The 21,412-nt window shown below is 63.2% G+C and carries 17 protein-coding genes and 1 rRNA gene; 10 read left to right on the top strand and 8 right to left on the bottom strand.

Annotation, left to right across the window (positions count from 1 at the left end):
* Positions 1 to 149: 149 nt before the first annotated feature.
* The 3 genes from rrf (at position 150) to ABIE35_RS05315 (ending at position 1,366) form a co-directional block, all read left to right on the top strand.
* Positions 150 to 266, top strand: a 5S ribosomal RNA gene (gene rrf, locus ABIE35_RS05325).
* 91 nt (positions 267 to 357) lie between these two features.
* Positions 358 to 852 carry an SRPBCC domain-containing protein gene (locus ABIE35_RS05320; RefSeq protein ID WP_354513002.1) on the top strand — a complete coding sequence of 165 codons (495 nt, stop codon included), beginning with the start codon at positions 358 to 360 and terminating at the stop codon, positions 850 to 852.
* Entirely contained in the window at positions 836 to 1,366 is a 531-nt protein-coding gene (locus tag ABIE35_RS05315) for a GNAT family N-acetyltransferase (RefSeq protein WP_354513000.1), read from the top strand. Before ABIE35_RS05320 ends, ABIE35_RS05315 begins: the two co-directional genes overlap by 17 nt.
* 31 nt (positions 1,367 to 1,397) lie before the next feature.
* Here ABIE35_RS05315 and ABIE35_RS05310 read toward each other — a convergent pair whose 3' ends face one another.
* The gene (locus ABIE35_RS05310) at positions 1,398 to 2,420 is read right to left on the bottom strand and encodes a LacI family DNA-binding transcriptional regulator (RefSeq protein ID WP_354512998.1); all 1,023 of its coding nucleotides are present in this window, start codon (positions 2,418 to 2,420) and stop codon (positions 1,398 to 1,400) included.
* A gap of 19 nt (positions 2,421 to 2,439) precedes the next feature.
* On the bottom strand, positions 2,440 to 4,182 hold the full coding sequence (locus ABIE35_RS05305) for a glycoside hydrolase family 13 protein (protein WP_354512996.1): 1,743 nt from the start codon (positions 4,180 to 4,182) through the stop codon (positions 2,440 to 2,442).
* A 209-nt stretch (positions 4,183 to 4,391) separates the two neighbouring features.
* On the opposite strand from ABIE35_RS05305, the gene ABIE35_RS05300 reads away from it, so the two are divergent.
* The 7 genes from ABIE35_RS05300 to ABIE35_RS05270 all read left to right on the top strand — a co-directional run bounded on the left by ABIE35_RS05300 (position 4,392) and on the right by ABIE35_RS05270 (position 14,044).
* Complete coding sequence (locus ABIE35_RS05300) at positions 4,392 to 5,690, top strand: sugar ABC transporter substrate-binding protein (RefSeq protein ID WP_354512994.1); 1,299 nt, start codon at positions 4,392 to 4,394, stop codon at positions 5,688 to 5,690.
* Positions 5,691 to 5,787: 97 nt separating this feature from the next.
* Positions 5,788 to 7,458, top strand: coding sequence for an ABC transporter permease subunit (locus ABIE35_RS05295; RefSeq protein WP_354512992.1), 1,671 nt, complete (start codon positions 5,788 to 5,790; stop codon positions 7,456 to 7,458).
* Positions 7,458 to 8,390 (top strand): sugar ABC transporter permease, encoded by a 933-nt coding sequence (locus tag ABIE35_RS05290; RefSeq protein WP_354512990.1) that lies wholly within the window; start codon positions 7,458 to 7,460, stop codon positions 8,388 to 8,390. Before ABIE35_RS05295 ends, ABIE35_RS05290 begins: the two co-directional genes overlap by 1 nt.
* A gap of 2 nt (positions 8,391 to 8,392) precedes the next feature.
* A complete protein-coding gene (locus ABIE35_RS05285; RefSeq protein WP_354512988.1) occupies positions 8,393 to 10,342 on the top strand; it encodes a glycoside hydrolase family 13 protein in 1,950 nt (649 codons plus the stop codon).
* 283 nt (positions 10,343 to 10,625) lie between these two features.
* Complete coding sequence (locus ABIE35_RS05280; protein ID WP_354513045.1) at positions 10,626 to 11,948, top strand: FAD-binding oxidoreductase; 1,323 nt, start codon at positions 10,626 to 10,628, stop codon at positions 11,946 to 11,948.
* 130 nt (positions 11,949 to 12,078) lie between these two features.
* Complete coding sequence (locus ABIE35_RS05275) at positions 12,079 to 13,413, top strand: MFS transporter (RefSeq protein WP_354512986.1); 1,335 nt, start codon at positions 12,079 to 12,081, stop codon at positions 13,411 to 13,413.
* A gap of 142 nt (positions 13,414 to 13,555) precedes the next feature.
* Positions 13,556 to 14,044, top strand: coding sequence for a pyridoxamine 5'-phosphate oxidase family protein (locus ABIE35_RS05270; protein WP_354512984.1), 489 nt, complete (start codon positions 13,556 to 13,558; stop codon positions 14,042 to 14,044).
* A gap of 98 nt (positions 14,045 to 14,142) precedes the next feature.
* Here the strand turns inward: ABIE35_RS05270 and ABIE35_RS05265 are convergent, their stop codons facing one another.
* From ABIE35_RS05265 to ABIE35_RS05240, 6 genes are all read right to left on the bottom strand, one after another.
* Positions 14,143 to 15,360 (bottom strand): amidohydrolase family protein, encoded by a 1,218-nt coding sequence (locus ABIE35_RS05265; RefSeq protein ID WP_354512982.1) that lies wholly within the window; start codon positions 15,358 to 15,360, stop codon positions 14,143 to 14,145.
* Positions 15,361 to 15,384: 24 nt separating this feature from the next.
* Positions 15,385 to 16,407, bottom strand: coding sequence for an ABC transporter ATP-binding protein (locus ABIE35_RS05260; RefSeq protein WP_354512980.1), 1,023 nt, complete (start codon positions 16,405 to 16,407; stop codon positions 15,385 to 15,387).
* Between the two features lie 7 nt (positions 16,408 to 16,414).
* Positions 16,415 to 17,467: an ABC transporter ATP-binding protein gene (locus ABIE35_RS05255; protein WP_354512978.1), complete on the bottom strand. Its 1,053-nt coding sequence runs from the start codon at positions 17,465 to 17,467 to the stop codon at positions 16,415 to 16,417.
* A complete protein-coding gene (locus tag ABIE35_RS05250; protein ID WP_354512976.1) occupies positions 17,464 to 18,465 on the bottom strand; it encodes an ABC transporter permease in 1,002 nt (333 codons plus the stop codon). Before ABIE35_RS05250 ends, ABIE35_RS05255 begins: the two co-directional genes overlap by 4 nt.
* A 63-nt stretch (positions 18,466 to 18,528) precedes the next feature.
* A complete protein-coding gene (locus ABIE35_RS05245) occupies positions 18,529 to 20,253 on the bottom strand; it encodes an ABC transporter substrate-binding protein (protein ID WP_354512974.1) in 1,725 nt (574 codons plus the stop codon).
* Positions 20,254 to 20,305: 52 nt separating this feature from the next.
* Positions 20,306 to 21,358 carry an ABC transporter permease gene (locus ABIE35_RS05240; protein WP_354512972.1) on the bottom strand — a complete coding sequence of 351 codons (1,053 nt, stop codon included), beginning with the start codon at positions 21,356 to 21,358 and terminating at the stop codon, positions 20,306 to 20,308.
* Positions 21,359 to 21,412 lie beyond the last annotated feature (54 nt).

The following is a 21,412-nucleotide window of genomic DNA, read 5'->3' as shown; positions in this document are numbered from 1 at the left end:
CACAACACACTGCACGCGTCCACTATGTGGTTCCCGAACAACAACACCGTTCCAGGAACCAACACAACAAAATAACAACACCACAGTTGTAACCAAAAGATTTCCCACCCACCCCCACCAAAACAGGGGGCCGGGACGGGTAACAAAGTTACGGCGGTCATAGCGTGGGGGAAACGCCCGGTCCCATTCCGAACCCGGAAGCTAAGACCCACAGCGCCGATGGTACTGCACCCGGGAGGGTGTGGGAGAGTAGGACACCGCCGGACAACCATTAGGCAAGAGCCCCGACCACAGGTCGGGGCTCTTCCCCTTTAACCACCCCTATAAAACCCCGACCCACCGGTAGAGTTAATGGTCATGGAAAACCTCTTCAGCCACCCAGCCTCTGAACCCGAACCGTCCCAGCAGGCAGGCGATGCACTGCAGCCGCTCATCTTCACTGTTGTGGTGCCCACGAATGTTTCGCACGCTTTCCAGGGATTCACTGATCATCCGCACCTGTGGTGGCCGCTGGAGCAGGAAAGCGTGTTTGGTGCGGGGTCCCATGTTGAGTTCGAAGAGAACCTGATTCTTGAAACGGCCGAGGACGGCCGTACTTCGGTGTGGGGCACTATTGATGATTGGCAGCCCCCGCTGTCCTTCCACGCCAGCTGGTACCCCGCTGGAACGCCGTTGTGGTCCACCGAGATCCGGGTTGTTTTTGGCACCGTGGATGAGGGTACGGAGGTGCGCCTTATCCACGACGGGTGGGAAGGCGCCGAGGATCCCGCAGCGTCCAGGGCATCGTACGCCGAGGGCTGGCCTCGTGTGCTGGCATGCTACGTAAGGTTCATGGGTGGAGCCATTGCCTAGGGTCCGCCGGCTTCAACCCAGTGATTGGCGTTTGCTGCGTGAGGTCCGTCTGGAGATGCTCAAAGACACACCTATGGCTTACGTGGAGAGCCTGGAGGCAGCCCGCCGGCAAACCGAAACCCAGTGGCAGGAACGTGCGGCTTCCATGTCCGGGGACAGCAGCTTGACGTTGGTTGCCGATGCGGGCCAGGACGGCAGCTCATTCTGCGGATTGATGCGTGTGGTGGTCAAGGAACCCCAGAGCACAGAGAAGCCGCTGCAGGCCATGCTGCTCAGCGTCTACGTGGCACCCGGGCATCGGGGGCTGGGACTTGCCGACGAACTTCTCAACGAGGCGTGCAAAGCCGCCTCGGAAGAACTCGCTGCCGGGAGCATCCAGCTCGGGGTGCACCAGGACAACTCAAGGGCCCTGGCGTTCTACCGGCGTCACGGTTTCGAGACCACAGGTGCCAGTAGGCCTTATCCGCAGGACACCTCCAAGCTTGAGCTCACCATGGAACGTCGGCTGTCTTAACACGCAACTTGGGGAGCGCAGCAAGGGTCTGCTAGAACGTACCTGCTCTGGGCACTGCGGTACTGGAACGCACCACCAGTTGGGTGGGGTGTTCGGTATCGCCGGGTTCCAGGACGAGGCCCTTGGTGATGGCACCCAATAGTGTGCGGACGGCCAGCGCTCCTTGGCCTTTGGCGTCCTGGTCGATGGTGGTCAGGCCCAGGACATTGCCCAAGTCATGGCCGTCGATCCCCATGACGGAAAGGTCATCCGGAATGCGGAGCCCGAAATCCCGGGCCGCGAGGATGGTGCCGATGGCCATTTCATCGGAGGCGGCGAAGACGGCGGTTGGCCTGTCCGGTGCACTGGCCAGCAGCTGCCGTGCCGCAGCGTAAGCGCCTTCGATGGTGAAGTCCGCGGAAACGATCCATTCGGGCCTGACGGGACAGCCGGCGTCGTTCATTGCTTCTTCGAATCCGCTCCGTCGCGTTCCTGGAAGATGGAAGTCCTGGTCGTAGGCCTCATTGCCGGTGATGTGCGCGATCTTGGTATGCCCCAGGCCGAGCAAGTGGTTGGTGGCCTTTCGCGCGATCGCGGAGTCGTCGATCCTGATGGTTGATGCTCCGGGTAAAGGCCCGCCAATTCCGACGATCGGGCGGTGCATGGCGTGGAGCTGCTGGATTTCGGCTTCGCTCAGTTCCAGCGATACCGCGATCACCGCGTCCACCCGCTTGCGCAACAGGAAGTCGTTGAAGACGCTGCGCCGGTGCTCGGGGTTTTCCCCGATGTTGTACAGGGTGAGGTCGTACCCGGCTTCAAGCAGCGCGGCCGATGCGCCCTCGATCACCGCTGAGAAGAACCAGCGGTGGACCGAAGGCACCACCAGGCCAACGTTGTGCGTGCGCCCGGAGGCCAAACTGGAGGCGTGATAGGACAGCACGAAGCCCAGCTCTGACGCAGCGGCGCGGGCACGCTCCCGACTGGTAGGCGATACATTGCCCTTGCCGCTGAGCGCCCGTGACACGGTGGCAACGGACAGCCCTGCTCGCTCGGCCACGTCCTTGATGCCCGTCATGCCGCTCCTAGGTTAAAAATCAGCTGACTGTCAGCCAGATTGTCTCCCCTGAGCCTAGTTGATCAGTGCCGGGTTGATCTGCGCCCGATGCAGGGGCGCTGCGGAGGATGGTGCCTCCGGCCGGAATTGGCATGGGATCGGAGCCTACGTTCATGATGACCAGGGTGTTGCCATTCAGGTACGCCAGCGAGGACCCGGTGCAGTAGTCCTCGACCCAGGACAGGGAACCTTGCCCGAGCCGGAGCATGGCGCGTTCGGCGAGCATGGCCCGGTACAGGTTAAGGTGCGACGCCGGATCGGCCTCCTGCAGGTCCCTCGCCAGCGTGGGCCAAGAGTCGGGCTGCGGCAACCAGGGGTCCATGCCGCTACCGAACCCGGAGTGGGGTTCGGACGAACGCCAAGGGAGCGGCACGCGGCAACCGTCGCGGCCGATCCGGGCTCCGCCTGTGCGGGCGAAGGTGGGATCCTGGCGCATGCTGCCGGGAATGCTGGAGGAATCGGGCAGCCCCAGTTCTTCGCCTTGGTAGAGGTATGCGCCACCCGGGAGGCCGAGCATGAACATGGTAGCCGCGGCAGCCCGGCGTCGTCCGAGTTCTTCGTTGGGCTGCGCGTCGTCGGGGCCGATGCCGTCTCCGTCGCGGGGACCAGGCCCGTCGTACCCGAAGCGTGAAACGTGCCGGACAACATCATGGTTGGACAGTACCCACGTGCTGGGGGCGCCCACGGCGTCCAGGGACACCAACGAGTCGGTGATGATGTGGCGCAGGCGGTGTACGTCCAGGCCGGCGTGCAGGTACGGGAAGTTGAAGGCCTGGTGCATTTCATCGGGGCGGACCCATTGCGCCAGCCGGGGGAGCGGATCCACATTGGCTTCTGCGCAGAGGATGCGGTCCGGGCCGTACTCTTCCAGGATGCTACGCCAGCGGCGGTAGATGTCGTGGAGGGCAGGCTGGCCGAACATCGGAGCGTCCTGGCCGGGGAAACCATCGGAGCTGTTGCCATCGGCGCGGCCGCCCCAGTTGGGCAGGCCGGCTGCCTTGACCAGCGCGTGGGCTACGTCCACCCGGAAGCCGGAAATGCCGCGGTCCAGCCAGAATCGGAGGACGCGTTCGAATTCAGCGTGGACGGCCGGGTTGTCCCAGTTGAAGTCCGGCTGCGAGGAATCGAAGAGGTGCAGGAACCATTGACCGGGCTGACCGTTCGGCTCGGTGATACGCGTCCACGCAGGACCGCCGAAATGCGACTGCCAGTTGTTGGGCGGCTCGCTGCCGTCGTGTCCTTGGCCGTCGCGGAAGATGAACATGTCCCGCTCCACGCTGCCGGCACCGGCAGTAAGTGCTGCTTGGAAGGCGACGTGCTGGTCGGAGCAGTGGTTGGGGACGAGGTCCGCGATGACGCGCAGGTTGAGCCTGTTGGCTTCGGCGATGAGGGCGTCGAAATCTGCCAAGGTGCCGAACAGGGGATCGACGTTGCAGTAGTCGCTGACGTCATAACCCGCGTCCCGCTGGGGTGAGCGGTAGAACGGAGACAACCACACGGCGTCGACGCCCAACGACGCCAACTGCGGGAGCTCAGCGGAGATGCCCGCCAAGTCTCCTACGCCGTCGCCGTTGAGGTCCCGGAACGAGCGCGGATAGATCTGGTAAATCACAGCGGAACGCCACCAACCGTGGGCTGTGGAGGCATCGTGGATCGGGGTCAGCTGCGTAAAAGCTGCAGTGGGCTCATGGGTCGCAACCGAGAGCAATGAATCAACGGACATGAACACATCGTAGAAGAGAAATCTCAAAAGTGTAAACGTTTCCAGTCCTAAGGATGCTGTCTTTGCAACACCGAGGGGGGTTGGGCTTTTCAAATACGCATACAGCCCTGTAGTGTGTGGAAGCGCTTGCAGTTGTGAGCCATATCACCGGCGTTGTAGTGGGTTCACAGCCCTCGCCGTCGACGAAAAAAAGAACGAAAGGGACACCAATGAAGGTGCACAATACCCTCGCGGCTCAAACCACCCGGCGTGTTTTCGCCACCGGGGCGCTCTCCGTGGCCGCAGCTCTGGCACTGAGTGCCTGCGGTGGAAGCGCCTCCACAGCGCCGAGCGCAGAAGCTTCAAAACAGGATCTCAAGGCTGCGGGTGCGGGCGTCATCACCATGTGGGTGGATGCTGAGCGCTCCCCGGCACTGAAGGACATCACTGAGAAGTTCAAGTCCGATACCGGCGTGGAAGTGAAGCTGGTGGTCAAGGATTTCGCAGCCGTACGTGACGACTTCATCACCCAGGTACCCACCGGCCAGGGCCCGGACTTGATTGTTGGACCTCACGACTGGATTGGGAAGTTTGTCCAAAACGGTGTGATCGCACCCGTGGAGTTGGGTGACAAGGCCGGCCAGTTCCAGGACTCTTCCATCAAAGCGATGACGTACAACGGGGCCGTCTACGGCGTTCCGTACGCCATCGAGAACATCGCACTGCTGCGCAACACCAGCATCGTGGACAGCAAGGCGTCCACGCTGGACGAGGTAGTGGCCAACGGCAAGAAGGCCGTGGCAGAAGGCAAAGCCACTTTCCCGTTCCTGGCGGGCATGGACCCGAAACAGGGCGATCCATACCACCTGTACCCTCTGCAGTCCTCCATGGGCTCACAGGTCTTTGGCAAGAACGCCGACGGAGATTACGACGCCAAGCAGCTCCTCATTGGCGACGCTGCCGGCGTCGAATTCGCCAAGAAGCTGGCCGCCTGGGGCGATGCCGGTGAGAAGATCATCAACTCCAACATCACGGCAGACATTGCCAAGGAGAAGTTCCTGGCCGGTGAATCCCCTTACTTCCTGACAGGACCGTGGAACGTTCCGGATGTCCAGAAGAAGGGCATCAAGTTCGCCGTCGATGAGCTGCCCACCGCGGGCGGCGAGCCTGCCCAGCCGTTCATCGGCGTCAACGGCTTCTTCATCAGCGCCAAGAGCGCCAACGCGCTGGCCACCAATGAGTTCGTCACCAACTACCTCACGTCCGAGTCGGCCCAGGACTCCATGTACGCGGCAGGCGGACGTCCCCCGGCCCTCAAGGCGTCGTTCGACAAGGCCGCCAGCGATCCCGTTGTTGAGGCCTTCGGCAAGATCGGCTCCACCGGCATTCCCATGCCCGCCATTCCGGAAATGAGTGCGGTCTGGGCTGACTGGGGAGCTACTGAGCTCGCCATCATCAAGGGCCAAGGCGATCCCGCCGAGGCGTGGACCAAGATGGCCGCCAGCATCAAGTCCAAGATCGGCGGCTAACACCGCGACCGGCTGACTCCACCGGTCTGCCCCGGACCGGGCGGCACCCCACCGCCCGGTCCTGCCTGCCGCCTACCGCTTCACCCAAGGACCCACAATGCCAAAACCAGATGTCCGCGACCTGCCCGCTACCCAAGGCAAGCCGACCCCGGCTGGGTCTTCCAGCAACGGCACCCTCCCGAGCGGCACCCGTCCAGCCAATCCGGCGCGCCCAACAAAGCCCCTACGCCACCCGGACTCCGTCAAGGGCACCCTCCTGAAGGTGGTCCTGCTGGGACTTGTTGACGCCTTCGCGGTGTACGTCCTGATGATGCTTTTCCTCAGCCAGTCGTGGGCGGCGCTGGCAGTATCGGGGCTGGTGGTCCTGGCCATCAACTGGATCTATCTCCGCAAAGGAGGGCTCCCGGCCAAGTATCTGGCTCCCGGGGTGCTGTTCCTGCTGGTCTTCCAGGTTCTGGTGGTGGTGTTCAGCGGTTATATCGCCTTCACCAACTACGGCGACGGACACAACAGCACCAAAGAGGATGCCATTTCGGCCATCCAACTGACGGCCCAGCAGCGGGTCCCGGATTCCCCGGCGTACAAGGCGGCGGTCCTCACCAAGGACGACGGGTTCTCCTTGTTGTTCACCGATCCGGACGGGAAGGCCCAGGTGGGCAGCACCGGGCAGCCCCTCACCGAGGTTCCGGACGCCGGCAAAGACTCCACCGGCAAGGCCACCTCCCTGCCGGGCTACCAGACGCTGACGTTCCAGGAGATCGTGGCCAACCAGCAGGAGATTCTCAAGATCACTGTTCCAGTGTCCGATAACCCCGCAGATGGAACGCTCCGCACTGCGGACGGTAGTACGGCCTACCAATTCAAGCCGGCGCTCAACTATGACGCCTCCAAGGACACGTTCACGGACACGGAGACCGGCAAGGAATACCGCGACAACGGCAAGGGCGCCTTCGCCGACGCCAACGGCGAGACCCTGGCAACCGGCTGGAAGATCGATGTCGGCATGGACAACTTCGTCCGCGCCTTCACAGACCCCAGCCTCCGTGGACCGCTCCTGGGAGTGATTCTCTGGACCTTCACCTTCTCCATCGCCTCCGTCGCGTTGACGTTCGTGATGGGACTCTTCCTGGCCATAACCTTCAACCGGGAGGACCTTCGCGGCAAGAAGGCCTACCGGATCCTCATGATCCTGCCCTATGCGTTCCCGGCCTTCCTGTCCGGCCTGGTGTGGTCCGGCATCCTCAACCCCGAGTTCGGCTGGCTGAACCAAACACTGTTGGGCGGCGCCAACATCGGCTGGTTGACGGACCCCGTCCTGGCCAAGATCAGCGTGCTGGTGGTGAACGTATGGCTGGGATTCCCGTACATGTTCCTGGTCTGCACAGGTGCCCTGCAGTCATTGCCCTCTGAAATCGACGAGGCCGCACGCATGGATGGTGCCTCTGCCTGGCGGGTGTTCCGGTCCATCAAACTGCCGTTGCTACTGGTGTCCGTAGCGCCCCTGCTGATCTCGTCCTTCGCGTTCAACTTCAACAACTTCAACGTCATCTACATGCTGACAGGCGGTGGACCGCGATTCGCGGACACGGACCGGGACATCGGATCCACCGACATCCTGATCACCCTGGTCTACAAAGTGGCGTTCGGCCAAGGAACCGGACGGGACTACGGCCTTGCCAGCGCGCTCGCGATCATCATCTTCATCATCGTGGCCACCATCTCGGCCATCAGCTTCAAACAGACCAAAGCACTCGAGGACGTGAACTGATGAGCGTACGCACACTCGCCGCCAGCAAGGAAACAGCGTTCGACGGCGGCACCTCGCCGTTGACTCCCACACGCCGTCCGTTCGGGGTCTGGTTCAAAGACAAAGGCTGGCGGCATCTGGTGGGCGTCGTCACCACCGTCTTCGCCGTGTTCCCGCTCCTCTATGTGCTGTCCGCGGCCCTGGATTCCAACGGCACCCTGGTAGGTTCCAACGGGCTGTTCACCAGATTCGATACCGGTAACTTCGTGGCTCTCTTCAGCGACCCCACCAGGCCCTTCGGACGGTGGTTCGTGAACACCCTGGTTGTAGGAACCGTCACCTCCGCCGCTACCGTTTTCCTCGGTGCCATGGCCGCCTACGCGTTCTCCCGTATGCGTTTCAAGGGCCGCCGGATAGGGCTGTTGACCCTTCTCCTGCTGCAGATGTTCCCGCAACTGCTGGCCGTCGTCGCGATCTTCCTCCTCCTGAGCGGCATCTCCCAGGTGATCCCCGCGCTGGGGCTGGGCAGTCAGCTGGGCCTGATCATGGTGTACCTCGGCGGTGCGCTGGGTGTGAACACCTACCTGATGTATGGGTTCTTCAACACGGTCCCGCAGTCATTGGACGAAGCTGCCAAGATCGATGGCGCCAGCCATGTGCAAATCTTCTTCGGCATCATCCTGCGCCTGGTGACTCCCATCCTCGCGGTGGTGGGGCTGCTGGCGTTTATCGGGATCTCCAGCGAATTCGTGATCGCCAGCGTAGTGCTGACCGATCCCGACAGCCAAACACTCGCCGTCGGACTTTACTCCTACGTGGCGCAGCAGCGTTCCGAGAACTGGGGCGTCTTCGCCGCCGGCGCCGTGATCGCCGCGATCCCGGTCATGGCACTGTTCCTTTTCCTGCAGAAGTACATCGTCAGCGGCCTCACCGCCGGCTCAGTGAAAGGCTGACCATGCCGATCGCCCTTCCGCACCACGACAGCTCGGGTCTCTTCGTCACCAACACCGCACCTATGCCCGTTTCCCTTGGCGATACCGTCCGGCTCCGCGTCCGCGTCCCTCAGGGGTGGGGTCCGGCGTCGAAAGTGTGGGTCCGTTCCGTCCAGGACGGCGAGCCCCGCTACGACGCCGCCATCCGGTTGGGCTCAGCCGATGGTTGGGAGTGGTGGGAAGCGGCGATGCTGGCAGCCAACCCCGTGGCCAAGTACCGCTTCCTGCTGGAGGTCACTGAAACGCGCGACGAAGCCGCCGGCCCGGCTGCGGCCAGCAGCAGCACCGTGGGCCGTCGCTACTGGCACCTCAACGCCCAAGGCCTGTTCGGCCGGGATGTTTCCGACGCTGCCGACTTCAGGCTGACCACTTTTGCCCCCGCGCCGGAGTGGCTGCACAAGGGCACTATGTACCAAGTATTCCCGGACCGCTTTGCCCGCTCCGCCCAAGCGGACAACCACCCCACTCCAGACTGGGCCGTCGCCTGTGCCTGGGACGTGCCGGTGAAGGGAACGGGGGAGGAAGCGTCCACACAGTTATATGGGGGAGACCTGCCGGGGATCACATGCAAACTCGACCATCTCCAGGCATTGGGCGTTGACGTCCTTTACCTGACGCCGTTCTTCCCTGCACGGTCCAACCACCGCTACGACGCGTCCACCTTTGACTGCGTGGATCCGCTCCTGGGCGGAGACCAATCGTTGGTTGACCTGGTGGAGGCGGCGCATGCGCGTGGCATCCGCGTTATGGGGGACCTCACCGCAAACCACTCGGGCGACGCCCACGAGTGGTTCGTCAAGGCGCTCGCTGACCCCGGCTCGGAGGAGGCCGGGTACTACTACTTCAGCGACGACCACCTGAGCTACGAGTCCTGGTGGGGTGTGCCATCCCTGCCCAAATTCAACTGGGCCTCGGAAGAACTCCGCCGCCGCTTCGTGGCGGATGAGGATTCGGTGGTGGCCCGCTGGCTGAAGCCGCCGTTCAACCTGGACGGATGGAGGATCGACGTCGGAAACATGACGGGCCGCCTGGGATCTGTAGATCTCAACCATGAGGTTGCCCGGCTCATCGCGGAGCGGGTGCGGGAGGTCAACCCCGACGCTGCCCTGTTGGCCGAGTCCACGTCCGATGCCGCCCCGGATGTCACCGGGGAACACTGGCAGGGCGCCATGTCCTACTCCAACCTCACCCGTCCGCTATGGTCCTGGCTCGCGAAAGACGCTCCTAACGTGAACTTCTTCGGATCGCCACAGTCCGGCCCCCACAGGATCTCGGCCGAGGACTTCCTCGCGACGCATCAAGACCTCGCCTCGGGATTTAGCTGGGGTGTGCGACAAAACAATATGAACGCCCTCAACACACACGACACTGCCAGGGCAGCCACTGTCATGATCGACGGCGGCCCTGAAGTGGGCGCTGTGCTCACCTTTTGCCTGCCGGGAGTTCCGGTGATGTTTGCCGGCGACGAATTCGGCTTCGAAGGATACAACGGCGAGGACTCCCGGACGCCGATGCCATGGGATCAGAGTGACCGTGCGGGTAATCATCGCGTGGTCAAGGACCTGCGATCCGTTTACTCACGCCTGTCCCGGCTCCGCAAGGAACTGCCGGCATTGACGGAGGGTGGAGTGCGCTGGCTGCATGCCGAGGGTGACGCGATGGTGTTGGTTCGGGAAACGTCAGAGTCTTCAGTGCTGGTGTTCACCGCACGCGCCGCTGCGCAGGTGCACCTGGACCCTTCCGTTCTCAGCGGCGCCCAACTGAACGCGTTGCTTGCCGCGCCACTGCACCAATCCGGAACGGTGACATCGACACCTGCGGGGCAAACCGGCGTCGATGGTGTTAGCCTGCACGCCGAAGGTATCAGCGCTGGGATCTGGGCGATGCCGGGAACTGCGGTTCCCATCCTGTGAGCCGGATTCCAGCGGGCACCGGTTGACGCCGTTGCCTGCTGCCGTCACGGCGCCATGCCCCTCTGGCTAGACTATGAGCACTGAAAACGCTGCGAAGACTGCCGGTTTGGCGTGTCCGCGGCGCTCATGTGGAGGTATTGCTTTGTCGGACGAAACGGCTGTGACCGGTACATCAGCGGAACGCATCAAGGACCGCACGGTGGGGCAGGTGGAAGAAACCCGGCAGACAGACAGGCAACGGGCGTTCCTGCAGGAGTTGTCGGCCGGGCTCCAACCCAAGCAAATGGCCGGCGATGAAGAAACCCTCACCGTCTACTCCATTGACCAAGGGCCGATGCTGGAGAGGCACCTGCCGCTGGCCGTCGTTTGGGCCGGGTCCGTTGAAGACGTGCAACACATCGTCCGCACTTGCGCAGCGCATCACGTGCCGATCGTCGCCCGGGGTGCGGGCACCGGCGTTTCCGGCGGAGCCCATGCCACGGAAGGCTGCATCGTCCTGAGTCTTGAACGGATGACCCGCATCCTGGACCTCAACCCGGACGATGAGACCGCCGTCGTCGAGCCCGGCGTCATCAACGCCGATCTGAACGCCGCCGCCGCAGAGCACGGCCTCATGTATGCGCCTGACCCCGCAAGCTACAAGATGTCCACCATCGGCGGCAACGTGGCCACCAATGCCGGGGGACTGCGATGCGCTAAATACGGGGTGACACGGGATTCCGTGCTGGCCCTGGACGTTGTGATGGCTGATGGCTCGTTGATGCACACAGGACACCAGACCTTTAAAGGAGTTGCCGGCTACGACCTCACCGCGCTGCTGGTGGGCTCCGAAGGGACGCTGGGGATCGTGGTGGGCGTGACCGTCCGCCTGAAGTACCTGCCCCCGGAGGTCCACACCATTGCTGCGTTCTACCAGGACTTCCGCAGCGCGGCCGCCGGAGTCCTCGCCGTGGGCAAGTCCCGGGTCCAGCCGGCCATCATGGAACTGCTGGATAACGGAACCCTGGTGCAGTTGGATGAAATGCATGGAGGTGACCTCCAGACCCGTGGCAAGTCGCTGCTTCTGATCCAGACCGATGGTTTCGGCGCAGCTGCGGAAGCGGACGTGGTGCGGCAGGTGCTGGCCGCAGGCGGCGCAACGGTGACAACCGAAGCCAACGAGGAAGCCGAGATGCTGGTGGAACTGCGCCGCAACAGCCGGGGCGCGGAAGTGGATGACGAATTCAGGGTTGGCGAGGACATCGCCGTGCCACGATCGCGGTTGGTGGACTTCGTGGCCGAGCTCGAGGCCATGGCGGCCCGCTTCAGCGTGATGCTCAAGGTGGTGGCGCACGCAGGAGACGGCAATCTGCACCCGACGTTCTGGATGGAACGTGTGGACCCTGTTACTGATGCGGCTGCTTTGGAGCGGCTCAACGCAGCGTTGGATGAATCCATCCGGATAGGCCTTGAGATGGGTGGCACCATCACGGGCGAGCACGGCGTAGGCCAATACAAGTTGCGTTGGCTGGGCCTGGAGCAGCCCGAGCCGGTGCGTGAATTGCAGCGCAGGATCAAGATGCTGTTCGATCCCCAAGGAATCCTGAATCCGGGTAAGGCAATCTAACCTCTCTGGTATTCCAAAACTTTCACCCGACATGCCTGTCACAACTTATCTGCGAAATTTCCTGCATTTACTTCCCACCATTCTCCCCCTAGGCTTACTTGGTATACCAAAGTTGCTATGAGGAGAAGACGTGCGCGAGAAGCGGCAGGCCCGGGTTGGAGCAAGTCCGAGGTTGATGACGGGTTTGGTGCTGCTTGCGCTGGTCGTGGTGTCCATCAATCTCCGGCCCGCCATCACCACCATCGCCGGTGTGATGGACCAGATTCCGGGTGTCTTCGCCCTTGACCCCGCACTCCTGCCGCTCTTGGGCACCTTGCCGGTCCTGGCGTTCGGAATCTCCGGGCCGATGGGACCCTGGCTGGCTCGGCGATTGGGAACCGGTCCAGCGGTGGCCGTTGCGCTCACGGCCTTGGCCGCCGCGCTGATCCTCCGGGCCACAGTCCCGGCGCTCTTGCTGCCGGGCACTTTCGTTGCCGGCATGGCGATCATGACAGCCAGCGTGCTGGTTCCGCAGATCGTCAAGGCCAACCGGGGCACCGGCTGGTGGACAGGGCTCTGCACCATGGGCTTTGGACTGGGGGCAGCGCTGGGGGCGGGGCTGGTTCAACCTCTCCAGCAGTCCTTTGGGGGAAGCCTGGCAGGGGCGCTGGCTGTGTGGGCGGTCCCAGCACTTTTCGGAGCTGTCCTCATCCAGCGCACCGGAAGACGCCCGACGGCGGCACTGGCTGCCGCGGGCAAAGTCACCTCAGCGGTGGGGGACGCTTCGACGCCGCGGTGGGATCCGGCGTCGTCCGCTAGTGTCCCCACCGCGCCCGCAATGCCCCTGCGGAAGCAGCGCACAGCCTGGGCGGTGACGGCATTCTTCGGGCTCCAGGCCATGCTTTATTTCGCCATCACATCCTGGCTGGCCGTGTACCTGGTGTCCCGGGGGCTTGCGTCCGTGGACGCTGCGGCACTTTTGGCCTGGTTCAGTCTCGCGGGGCTCCCTGCCAGTCTGCTGGCCCCGGTCCTTGCCAGCCGGCCGGCCATTCTGCGGTGGATGGCTCCGGGACTTGGCGTGCTGGTGGCCGTAGCACTGCTTGGTGTTCTGGTGGCACCAGCGGAGCTTCAGTTCCTTGCTGTCGGAGTGCTGGGAATCGTCCAGAGCGCGGGATTCGGGTTGGCCATGGCCCTGGTGGTGATTCGTTCGGCCGGGCCGCAGTCCGCGGGACGATTGTCCGCCATGAGCCAGGGATTTGGGTTCGCTGCGGCGTCGCTCGGTCCACTCGGAGCCGGGCTTCTGCACTCCATGACAGGCGGGTGGGAAGCAACGTTCTGGGCGCTTGCGGCCGAGGCTGTGGTGCTGGCAGGCGCTGGCTTCTTTGCCATCCGGGGGCCGTTGGTGCGGGTGGATGAGGTTGGGCTGGTTGCGGAGCGTGACATGTCCACAACAGGCGTGGCAGGAACGAACCCCGCCGCGGGATAAACACTAGCAGCGCGTTCGGGGCTGGTGGCGCTGAACGATGGCTGGGAACAGAAGGGTCCCGCACTGGACCGGCGCTACCCCCGCACTCCTCCGGTAAGCCGTGGCCTGTTGAATGTCAGGTGCCCGGCGTATCGTCTGCGGTATGACGACTTCACCAGCCGGGACCAATCAACCAGGCACGCCCGCCTCGGAAATTCTAGACACCAACCAGTGCTGGGAACTCCTCCGCGGAGTCTCAGTAGGACGGCTTGCCGTCTGGGTGGACGACCACCCGGATATCTTCCCCGTGAATTACAAAGTGGACCACGGCACCATGGTGTTCCGTACCGGCGAAGGGACCAAGCTCCACGCGGCGCTCAGTGACGTTCCTGTGGCCATCGAGGCTGATGGCGTCAACGCGGACACCGGCGTGGCGTGGAGCGTAGTAGTCAAGGGCCAAGCCTCAGCCGTGGAGCTCACCCAGGACGTGCTGGACACCATCGGGCTGCTGCTGTTCCCCTGGGAAGCCGGACAGAAGGACCAATTCATCCGCATTACGCCGTCCGAAGTGTCCGGGCGCCGCTTCACTGTGACGCCCGCCGTGACGTGGTGGACACCGCTGGATAACGCTCCCACGGCCCGCGCCGAATAGCCCTCAGCGCCTCGGCCCAAACATCGAAGCCCGCCCGAGCACACCACCCCCGCCGCAGTGCGTGAGGAGTGTGGACACGAGCGGGCTTCGTGGGTGTTTTAGACCAGATTCAGCTGATCCGCCACTACTTTACCGGCGTGGATCACCGTACGGTCCTTGCCCCGGTCCATGACGGTGGAGGCTACCGTTTCACCGTCCGCCAAGAGCAACTCGGCAGGATCACCGACGTCGACGCCGGGGCGGTGGGCTATGTCCTTCAGCCGGGTCGCGTTGGGGTCAAGGATGCTGGCGCCGCCGATAGTGGCGATGGCCAGGCAGTGTTCGATCAGCTCGTCCTTGCGGAAACCGTGGGTGAAGGCCAGCTGCCAGGTGCGGTCCAGCATGTCGGTGTTGCCGTAGGGGGACCAGTAGTCGCGCTGGCCGTCCTCGCCCAAGCCCAAGCGGACACCGGCCTCGGTCAAAAGGGGGATGGGCAACTGCCCGGCCGCGGACGGAGCAACTGACGCCAGGGAGACATCCAGTTCCGCAAAGGCGTCAATCAAACGGCGGGTAGTGGCCTCGTTCACGCTGCCCAGTTGGTAGGCGTGGGACATAGTGACCTTGCCCTGCATACTCAGCGCGCGCGTGCGCTCAAGCACCAGGTCCGTGCTGAACACACCCAGTTCGCCCGGTTCGTGGAGGTGGATATCGATGGGAACCTGGTACTTCTCCGCCAAGCCGAAGACGATGTCCAGGTGCTTTGCCGGATCCCGGTCCAACGAGCAGGGATCGATGCCACCCATCACGTTGGCACCGGCCTTCAACGCCTCCTCCATCAGATCAACCGTGCCCTCCTCAAGCAGCAAGCCGGCCTGGGGGAAGGCGATGATGTCCACGGAGGCCTGACCTGCAAACTTCTCCCTGGCGGCGGCCACGGCGTCGAAACGCTCCAGTCGGCAGTCCACATCCACTTGCGCGTAAGAGCGGACGCGGGTGGTGCCCCTGGCGATCATCCGGCCCAGAGTGTCGTTCACCCGCTCCTGCAGCGGAACCTCGGCATTGCGCCAGTTCTGCCGGTCGTTCATCATCATGGTCCACACCCCCGGACCGCCGGTGTGCTCGCGGAAGGGCAAACCGATGCGGGTGGAATCGAGGTGGACGTGGACGTCTGAGAACGACGGGAGCAGCAAGCGCCCGCGCCCTTCTACTACGGTGACGCCGTCTGGAACGACACGGGCCGGATCGTGGGGTTCGACGGCGGTGATCTTGCCGTCAGTGATGCTCACGTCACTGAGAGCTTGCCCCCAAGGGCGGACGGCGTGGATCAGGGTGTTCAATGGTTTGCTCCTTTGGTAGTGAATCTATTTCACGCCTGCCAGGACCGTCGTGGCCACTCCGGTATGGTGGCAGGCCGGGGCGGCTGGGGTGGCTGGTGTGGGTATTTGGTCGATGCAGCGTTGGCGCTGCTCCTCGGGAAGGGTGCCGATGAGTGGGCAGCGTGTGCGGAAGACGCAGCCGCTGGGCGGATTGGCGGGAGAAGGCAGATCGCCGCGAAGCCGGATTTTCACTTGTTCCCTCGCGGCGCGGGGATCCGGCAGCGGCACAGCTGAGAGAAGCGCCTTGGTGTAAGGGTGCAGGGGATCGCGGAACAAGGCGTCGCGCGGTCCCTGTTCAACGATCTTGCCCAAGTACATCACCGCAACCTCGTGGGAAATGTGCCGGACCACGGAGAGATCGTGGGCAATGAAAATGTAGGAAACGCCGGTGTCACGCTGGATCTGCTGCAGCAAGTTCACCACCTGTGCCTGCACGGAGACGTCCAAGGCGGACACTGGCTCGTCGCACACGATCACTGACGGGTTCAGGGAGATGGCCCGGGCAATGCCCACGCGCTGCCGTTGGCCGCCGGAGAACTCATGCGGGAACCGGTTGTAGTGCTCCGGTTTGAGCCCCACCTGGTCCAGGAGTTCCTTGACCCGTTTCTTGAGCCCACCCGGCGGGTTGATCTTCTGCGCCACCATGGGAGCGGCAATGGCCGTGCCCACTGTTTGCCGGGGGTTCAAGGAGGCGAAGGGATCCTGGAAGATCATCTGCACCTTGCGCCGGAAGTTGTACAGGTCCTTGCCACGCAACTGGCTGATGTCCACGCCGTCGACCATAATCCGGCCGCCCGTTGGATCCATGAGGCGCGCCACCATGCGGCCGGTGGTCGACTTACCGCACCCGGATTCACCTACGAGCCCCAACGTCTGGCCGCGGGCAAGACTGAACGATACGCCGTCGACCGCTTTGACCGAACGCTTGGCGGCGCCCGGAAAAAGGCCGCCCTTCAGTGGGAAGTGCTTCTGCAGGTTCTCCACCTGGAGGATGGGTTGATGTTCCATGGCGGTCCTAACGCGAATTCCGGATGGTGATGATCTGCGGGCCGCTCAAGTGGCACCGCTTGCCGTGCCCGTCCTCGACCCGAAGCTCAGGCCGCTGGTTGGCGCAGATACCGTCGCCGGCGAGTTCGGAGTACTGGCACCGTGCGCTGAAGATGCAGCCCTTGGGCAGGTCAAGAAGCGACGGCGGCTGGCCAGGTATGGGGTTCAGCCGGCTTGAGGAGCTGTTGAGGGTGGGCATCGAGTTGAGCAGTCCCAAGGTGTAGGGGTGCTGGGTGTCGTAGAAAATTTCGTCCACGGGACCCGACTCGACACACTGGCCGCCGTACATGACCAGGACGTTGTCGCAGACCTCGGCTACCACTCCGAGATCGTGCGTGATAAGGATCAATGCTGAGTTGCTCTCCTCCTGGAGCTCGGACATCAGATCCAGGATCTGCGCTTGGACCGTCACGTCCAGCGCGGTGGTGGGCTCATCGGCGATCAGCAACTCCGGCTCGCAGATCAACGCCATGGCGATCATGGCACGCTGGCGCATGCCACCGGAGAAATGGTGGGGGTACTCGTCGTAGCGCTGCTCCGGGCTGGGGATACCCACCCTTCCCAGCATGTCGACGGCGGCCGCCCTCGCCTGCTTCTTGTTCGCCTTGTTGTGGACCAGGTACGCCTCGGCGATCTGGTGGCCCACGGTGTAGAACGGGTGCAACGCTGAAAGCGGGTCCTGGAAGATCATGCCGATGTTGCGGCCACGGAGCTGTCGCATGGCGGACTCGGGCAAGGTGACCAGGTCCTTGTCCTGGAACATCGCCTGACCGGTGACTTGCGCAGAGGTGCCTTTGAGCAAACCCATGAGAGCTTGGCTGGTGACGGATTTGCCGGAGCCGGATTCGCCCACGATTCCGAGGGTCTCGCCGCGTTCCAAGGCAAAGTCCATGCCGTTCACTGCGGAGACAACGCCGTCATCCGTAGGGAATTTTACGGTCAGGCCGGTGACCTCGAGGAAAGGGGCGGTGGCTGTCCCTCCGGTATTCGCGCTCGCGGTGGTGGTAGGCAGCTGGGTCATTGGAGCCTCACTCGGGGATCGATGGCGGCATAGGCGAGGTCAACCACAACATTGGCGACGATGACGAAGAACGCGGCCAGCATGGTGATGGCCATGGTGACAGGGAGGTCGCCGGAAATGGCGGCGTGCACTGCCGTGAAGCCCAGGCCGGGGACGGAGAAGATCTGTTCGGTGAGGACTGCGCCGCCCAGCAGGAGGCCGATATCCATCCCGAGCATGGTGACCACAGGGGAAATTCCTGCCCGAACACCGTGCTTGAACGTGACCGTCCGGGGTGCCAGGCCCTTGGCGCGGGCGGTACGGATGAAGTCCTCGCCGAACGTCTCAATCATGTTGGTTCGGGTGACGCGGATATAGGAGGCACTGAACAGGACGGCAAGGGCGATCCACGGCAACAGATAGTTGGCCACCCACGCTCCGGGTCCTTGCGGACCGAAGGGACTGTTGATCTCGTTGGTGGTGAAGGGCAGCAGGTGCAACTGGTTCACGAACAGGAGCAGCAGGAACAGGCCGGTCACCGGGATCGGCAACGAGACGCCCACGGAAGCGGCGCCAACAATGAACTTGTCCACGGGCGAACCCTTGCGCAGGGCGGCAAGGAGTCCCAGGCCGACGCCGGTGATGGTCCACAGCACCAGTGCGCCGATGGCCATGGAGAAGGTGTAGGGGAGCGAGCGGCCGATGATGTCCGCAACGTTCTCGTTGGTTTGGAAGGACTTGCCCAGGCACGGCCATTCACACAGTGTCTGGGCGCCGGGGGCTCCAATCATCCGCGAGGAGAAAAGCCCGCGGATGTAGTCGAAGTACTGGACAAGGAAAGGCTGGTCCATGCCCAGGGCAACGCGGGCCTCGGCGACGCGTTCGGGCGTGCATTCCTGCCCGCACGCAGCAGCCGCGGGATCGGAGGGACCCAACTGGAAGAGCGTGAAGGTGATGAAACTGACCGCGGCGAGAAGCAGGACCAGCGATCCGGCCCGGCGAAGAATGAAAGTCATCATGGTGGTGGTTGCGGGCCGCCGGCTGGTGCAGGCGGCCCGCTTCTCCTTCTGGAAGAATTCCGGTTAGTGCTCGACGCCGACGATCGAGAGGTCTATGCCGCCGAAGAAGTAGCCCACCTGGGCATTACGGACATTGGAACCCACCACGCTGTTGGTGTGGCTGCGGATGAGCGGAACGATCGGGTAGGTCTTCAACGCCGATCCGAAGGCCTCGGACCACTTCTTTCCCAGTTCCTCGGAGGTGCCGTCCGTGTTGCGAAGATCGAACATGGCCTTGGAAACAACGGGATCGAAGTAGCGGGACGTGTTGGAGAATCCGTAGCTGGTGCCCTCGTTGTTCGGGCCCAGCAAGGGATCAGCGGACGTGCGGATGGACGCCGGGTCAGCACCGCCACACCATCCGGAGCGGCCCATGTCCGGGAGTTGCTCGCTGGCGAGGACGGAGTAGTAGTTCGGTGCAGGAATCGCCACCAACTCAACGTCGATGCCCAGGGCCTTCAGGTTCTGCTGGACCACGGTGCCCGTGTTCTTGAAGGCGTCCCGGTTGTTGGCATAGCCGTATGTCAGTGTCTTGGGGTAGTCCTTGCCTTCCAGCAGCTTCCTGGCCTCTTCCAGCTTGGGTTTGCCGGTGGGGTCCAGTTCCAGTTCTGTTTCCACGTAGCCACGCATCTTGGGGTTCAGCGGGCTCTGGGTGATTTCTCCAAAACGTCGTCCGCCGTACTGGACCAGGATGGACTGGCGGTCCAGGGCAAGCGCGATGGCCTTGCGGACCTCTGGATCCTTGATCTTCTGCGTGTTCAGGCTCAGGACGTCGTTGCAGCCCAGGAGACCGGACGCGACGCGGTCTTTGACCTTGGCATCGGCCAGCTTCGCGGAGTCCGAGGTCTGCAGCGCACCGTTGGAATCCAAGGTGATGGCATTCGGATCGGAGTCGGCCAGGAGCTGCTGGCTGATGGTGGCCTGGGATGTGGAGAGCGAGAAGCTGAAGGTATCCGGCAGTGCCGAGCGGTTGGGGTCAGTGGCGGGGTCCCAATGCGGGTTCCGGACCAACTTGAGCGACTTGCCGCGATTGTACGACTCCACCATGTAGGGACCCGAGGACACGGGGTGGTTGGTGTAGTCGAGCTTGGTGTCCTTGGCTTTCGGGACAGGCGCCGTATTGGAGCGGGACGCCAGGGCCGGGAACTCAGCGAACGGCTTCTTGAGGTGGAAGACCACGGTGCGTTCATCAGGTGTTTCAACCGCCTTGAGCACAGCGGAAGGATCCTTGTACGGCCCCTTGTACCCACCGGCGTCGAGAGCTGCATTCAACTCCTGCGGTGCCTGGGTAAAGACATCCTGCGCAAAGGTGCGCTCCACGCCGTACTTGATGTCGGCCGAGGTGATAGGCGTGCCGTCCTCAAACTTCACGCCTTCCTTGAGGGTGAAGGTCCAGCTAAGGCCGTCATCGGACACCTTGCCGGTATCGGTCGCGAGGTCCGGGACAACGGTGGGCGGCTGCCCGGCTGTTTCTTTGGCCATGGTCAATGTGCGGTAGTACAACTGGCCGACGTTGGCCGTCTGTACGTAGTTGCTGTTGCCCGGATCCAGGGTCTGGAAGTCGGAAGACATGAGGACGTTGATGTTTCCGCCCTTGCCGTTGAAGCCGGATTTGACCACTTGTGGGGCCAACTCGGTGACCGACCCGGCGGGCTGGGAACTGCTGGGCTGGTTCTGGCCAGCGGCACAGCCGGTGGCGGCCATGGCAATCAGGACGGAAAGAGCCAGGGCTCTTGCAGGGGTTTTCATGATGCTCCTTGAGAGGGGTGGAGGGCGATGCGGGGGATTAGTGCGAAATTTGCTAGCGGGAAGACTTGGGGTCCAGGGCATCGCGGACAGCGTCGCCCAGGAGGTTGAAGGCCAGGACGGTGATGATGAGCATGACGCCGGGAACGGCGAGGAACCACGGATCACTGAGGTACCAGTTTCCGGACTGGGCGGCATTGAGCATTTGGCCCCACGACGGTGTGGGGTCCTTGACGCCGACGCCAAGGAAGGACAACGCAGCTTCTGCGGAGATATTGGTAGGGATCAGCATGGTGGCGTACACCAGGACGACCCCCATGACGTTGGGGATGATCTGCCGGAACAGGACGCTCATGTGGGAGGCGCCGAAGGACCGGGCCGCTTCCACGAATTCGCGCTCGCGGAGGCTCAGCACCTGGCCGCGGACGATTCTTGCGAGGTAGGCCCAGCCGAAGAAGCCCAGAATGATCACCAGCGAGGCCATGGGCAGGAAGCTTCCTTCACCCAGCGGTGTGTCCCTGAGCCGCGACTGCAGGATCGGTGTCAGCGACAGCACCAGGAGGAGGTGCGGGAAGGCGAGGAACAGGTCCATGATGCGGCTGATGATGGCATCTGTTTTGCCGCCGAAGTAGCCAGCCGCTGCGCCGAGTACGGTTCCCAGGACCACGGAAACAACGGTGGACAGGAGGGCGATGGTCAGTGAGACCTGTCCGCCGTAGGCAAGCCTGGCGAAAAGGTCGCGGCCCAGGCCGGGTTCCACGCCCAACCAGTGCTGGGCGGATGGATACATGTAGCCGGGGAGGGGAAGGCCCGGTGTCTGGAAATCATCCAGCACCTCCGGGCTGGTGTTGGAGGTGAAGGGATCGTTGCCGGACATGGCGCTCAGCAGGGGAGCCAGGATGGCGAACACCATGATCGCCACCACCACCCACAGGCTAAGGAGCGCGATCTTGCTGCGCCGGATCCTCATCCATGCAGTGGCGAGCAGTGAGCGTGCTTCGGCAGGGACTGCGACTTTGTTCTCCGGCGTCGTTGCTGGAGGAAGCGGTGGGCTGCCTGTAGTGGGTTCGACGGGCTGTATCTGGGTCAACGGTTCTGCTCGATTCATGATCCAAGGAGCTGGCTCCGGAGTTCTTGTATACCAAAATAGAGTAGAGCAGGA

The organism is Paenarthrobacter sp. 4246, from assembly GCF_040546855.1.
Taxonomy (GTDB): Bacteria; Actinomycetota; Actinomycetes; order Actinomycetales; family Micrococcaceae; genus Arthrobacter.
This window is presented reverse-complemented; position numbering and strand designations above follow the sequence as displayed.

Coding starts and splice junctions, on each gene's coding strand:
- ABIE35_RS05320 (WP_354513002.1), top strand. CDS start 358: ATGGAAAACCTCTTCAGCCACCCAGCCTCTGAACCCGAACCGTCCCAG.
- ABIE35_RS05310 (WP_354512998.1), bottom strand. CDS start 2,420: ATGACGGGCATCAAGGACGTGGCCGAGCGAGCAGGGCTGTCCGTTGCC.
- ABIE35_RS05305 (WP_354512996.1), bottom strand. CDS start 4,182: ATGTCCGTTGATTCATTGCTCTCGGTTGCGACCCATGAGCCCACTGCA.
- ABIE35_RS05300 (WP_354512994.1), top strand. CDS start 4,392: ATGAAGGTGCACAATACCCTCGCGGCTCAAACCACCCGGCGTGTTTTC.
- ABIE35_RS05295 (WP_354512992.1), top strand. CDS start 5,788: ATGCCAAAACCAGATGTCCGCGACCTGCCCGCTACCCAAGGCAAGCCG.
- ABIE35_RS05290 (WP_354512990.1), top strand. CDS start 7,458: ATGAGCGTACGCACACTCGCCGCCAGCAAGGAAACAGCGTTCGACGGC.
- ABIE35_RS05285 (WP_354512988.1), top strand. CDS start 8,393: ATGCCGATCGCCCTTCCGCACCACGACAGCTCGGGTCTCTTCGTCACC.
- ABIE35_RS05280 (WP_354513045.1), top strand. CDS start 10,626: ATGGCCGGCGATGAAGAAACCCTCACCGTCTACTCCATTGACCAAGGG.
- ABIE35_RS05270 (WP_354512984.1), top strand. CDS start 13,556: ATGACGACTTCACCAGCCGGGACCAATCAACCAGGCACGCCCGCCTCG.
- ABIE35_RS05260 (WP_354512980.1), bottom strand. CDS start 16,407: ATGGAACATCAACCCATCCTCCAGGTGGAGAACCTGCAGAAGCACTTC.
- ABIE35_RS05255 (WP_354512978.1), bottom strand. CDS start 17,467: ATGACCCAGCTGCCTACCACCACCGCGAGCGCGAATACCGGAGGGACA.
- ABIE35_RS05250 (WP_354512976.1), bottom strand. CDS start 18,465: ATGATGACTTTCATTCTTCGCCGGGCCGGATCGCTGGTCCTGCTTCTC.
- ABIE35_RS05245 (WP_354512974.1), bottom strand. CDS start 20,253: ATGAAAACCCCTGCAAGAGCCCTGGCTCTTTCCGTCCTGATTGCCATG.
- ABIE35_RS05240 (WP_354512972.1), bottom strand. CDS start 21,358: ATGAATCGAGCAGAACCGTTGACCCAGATACAGCCCGTCGAACCCACT.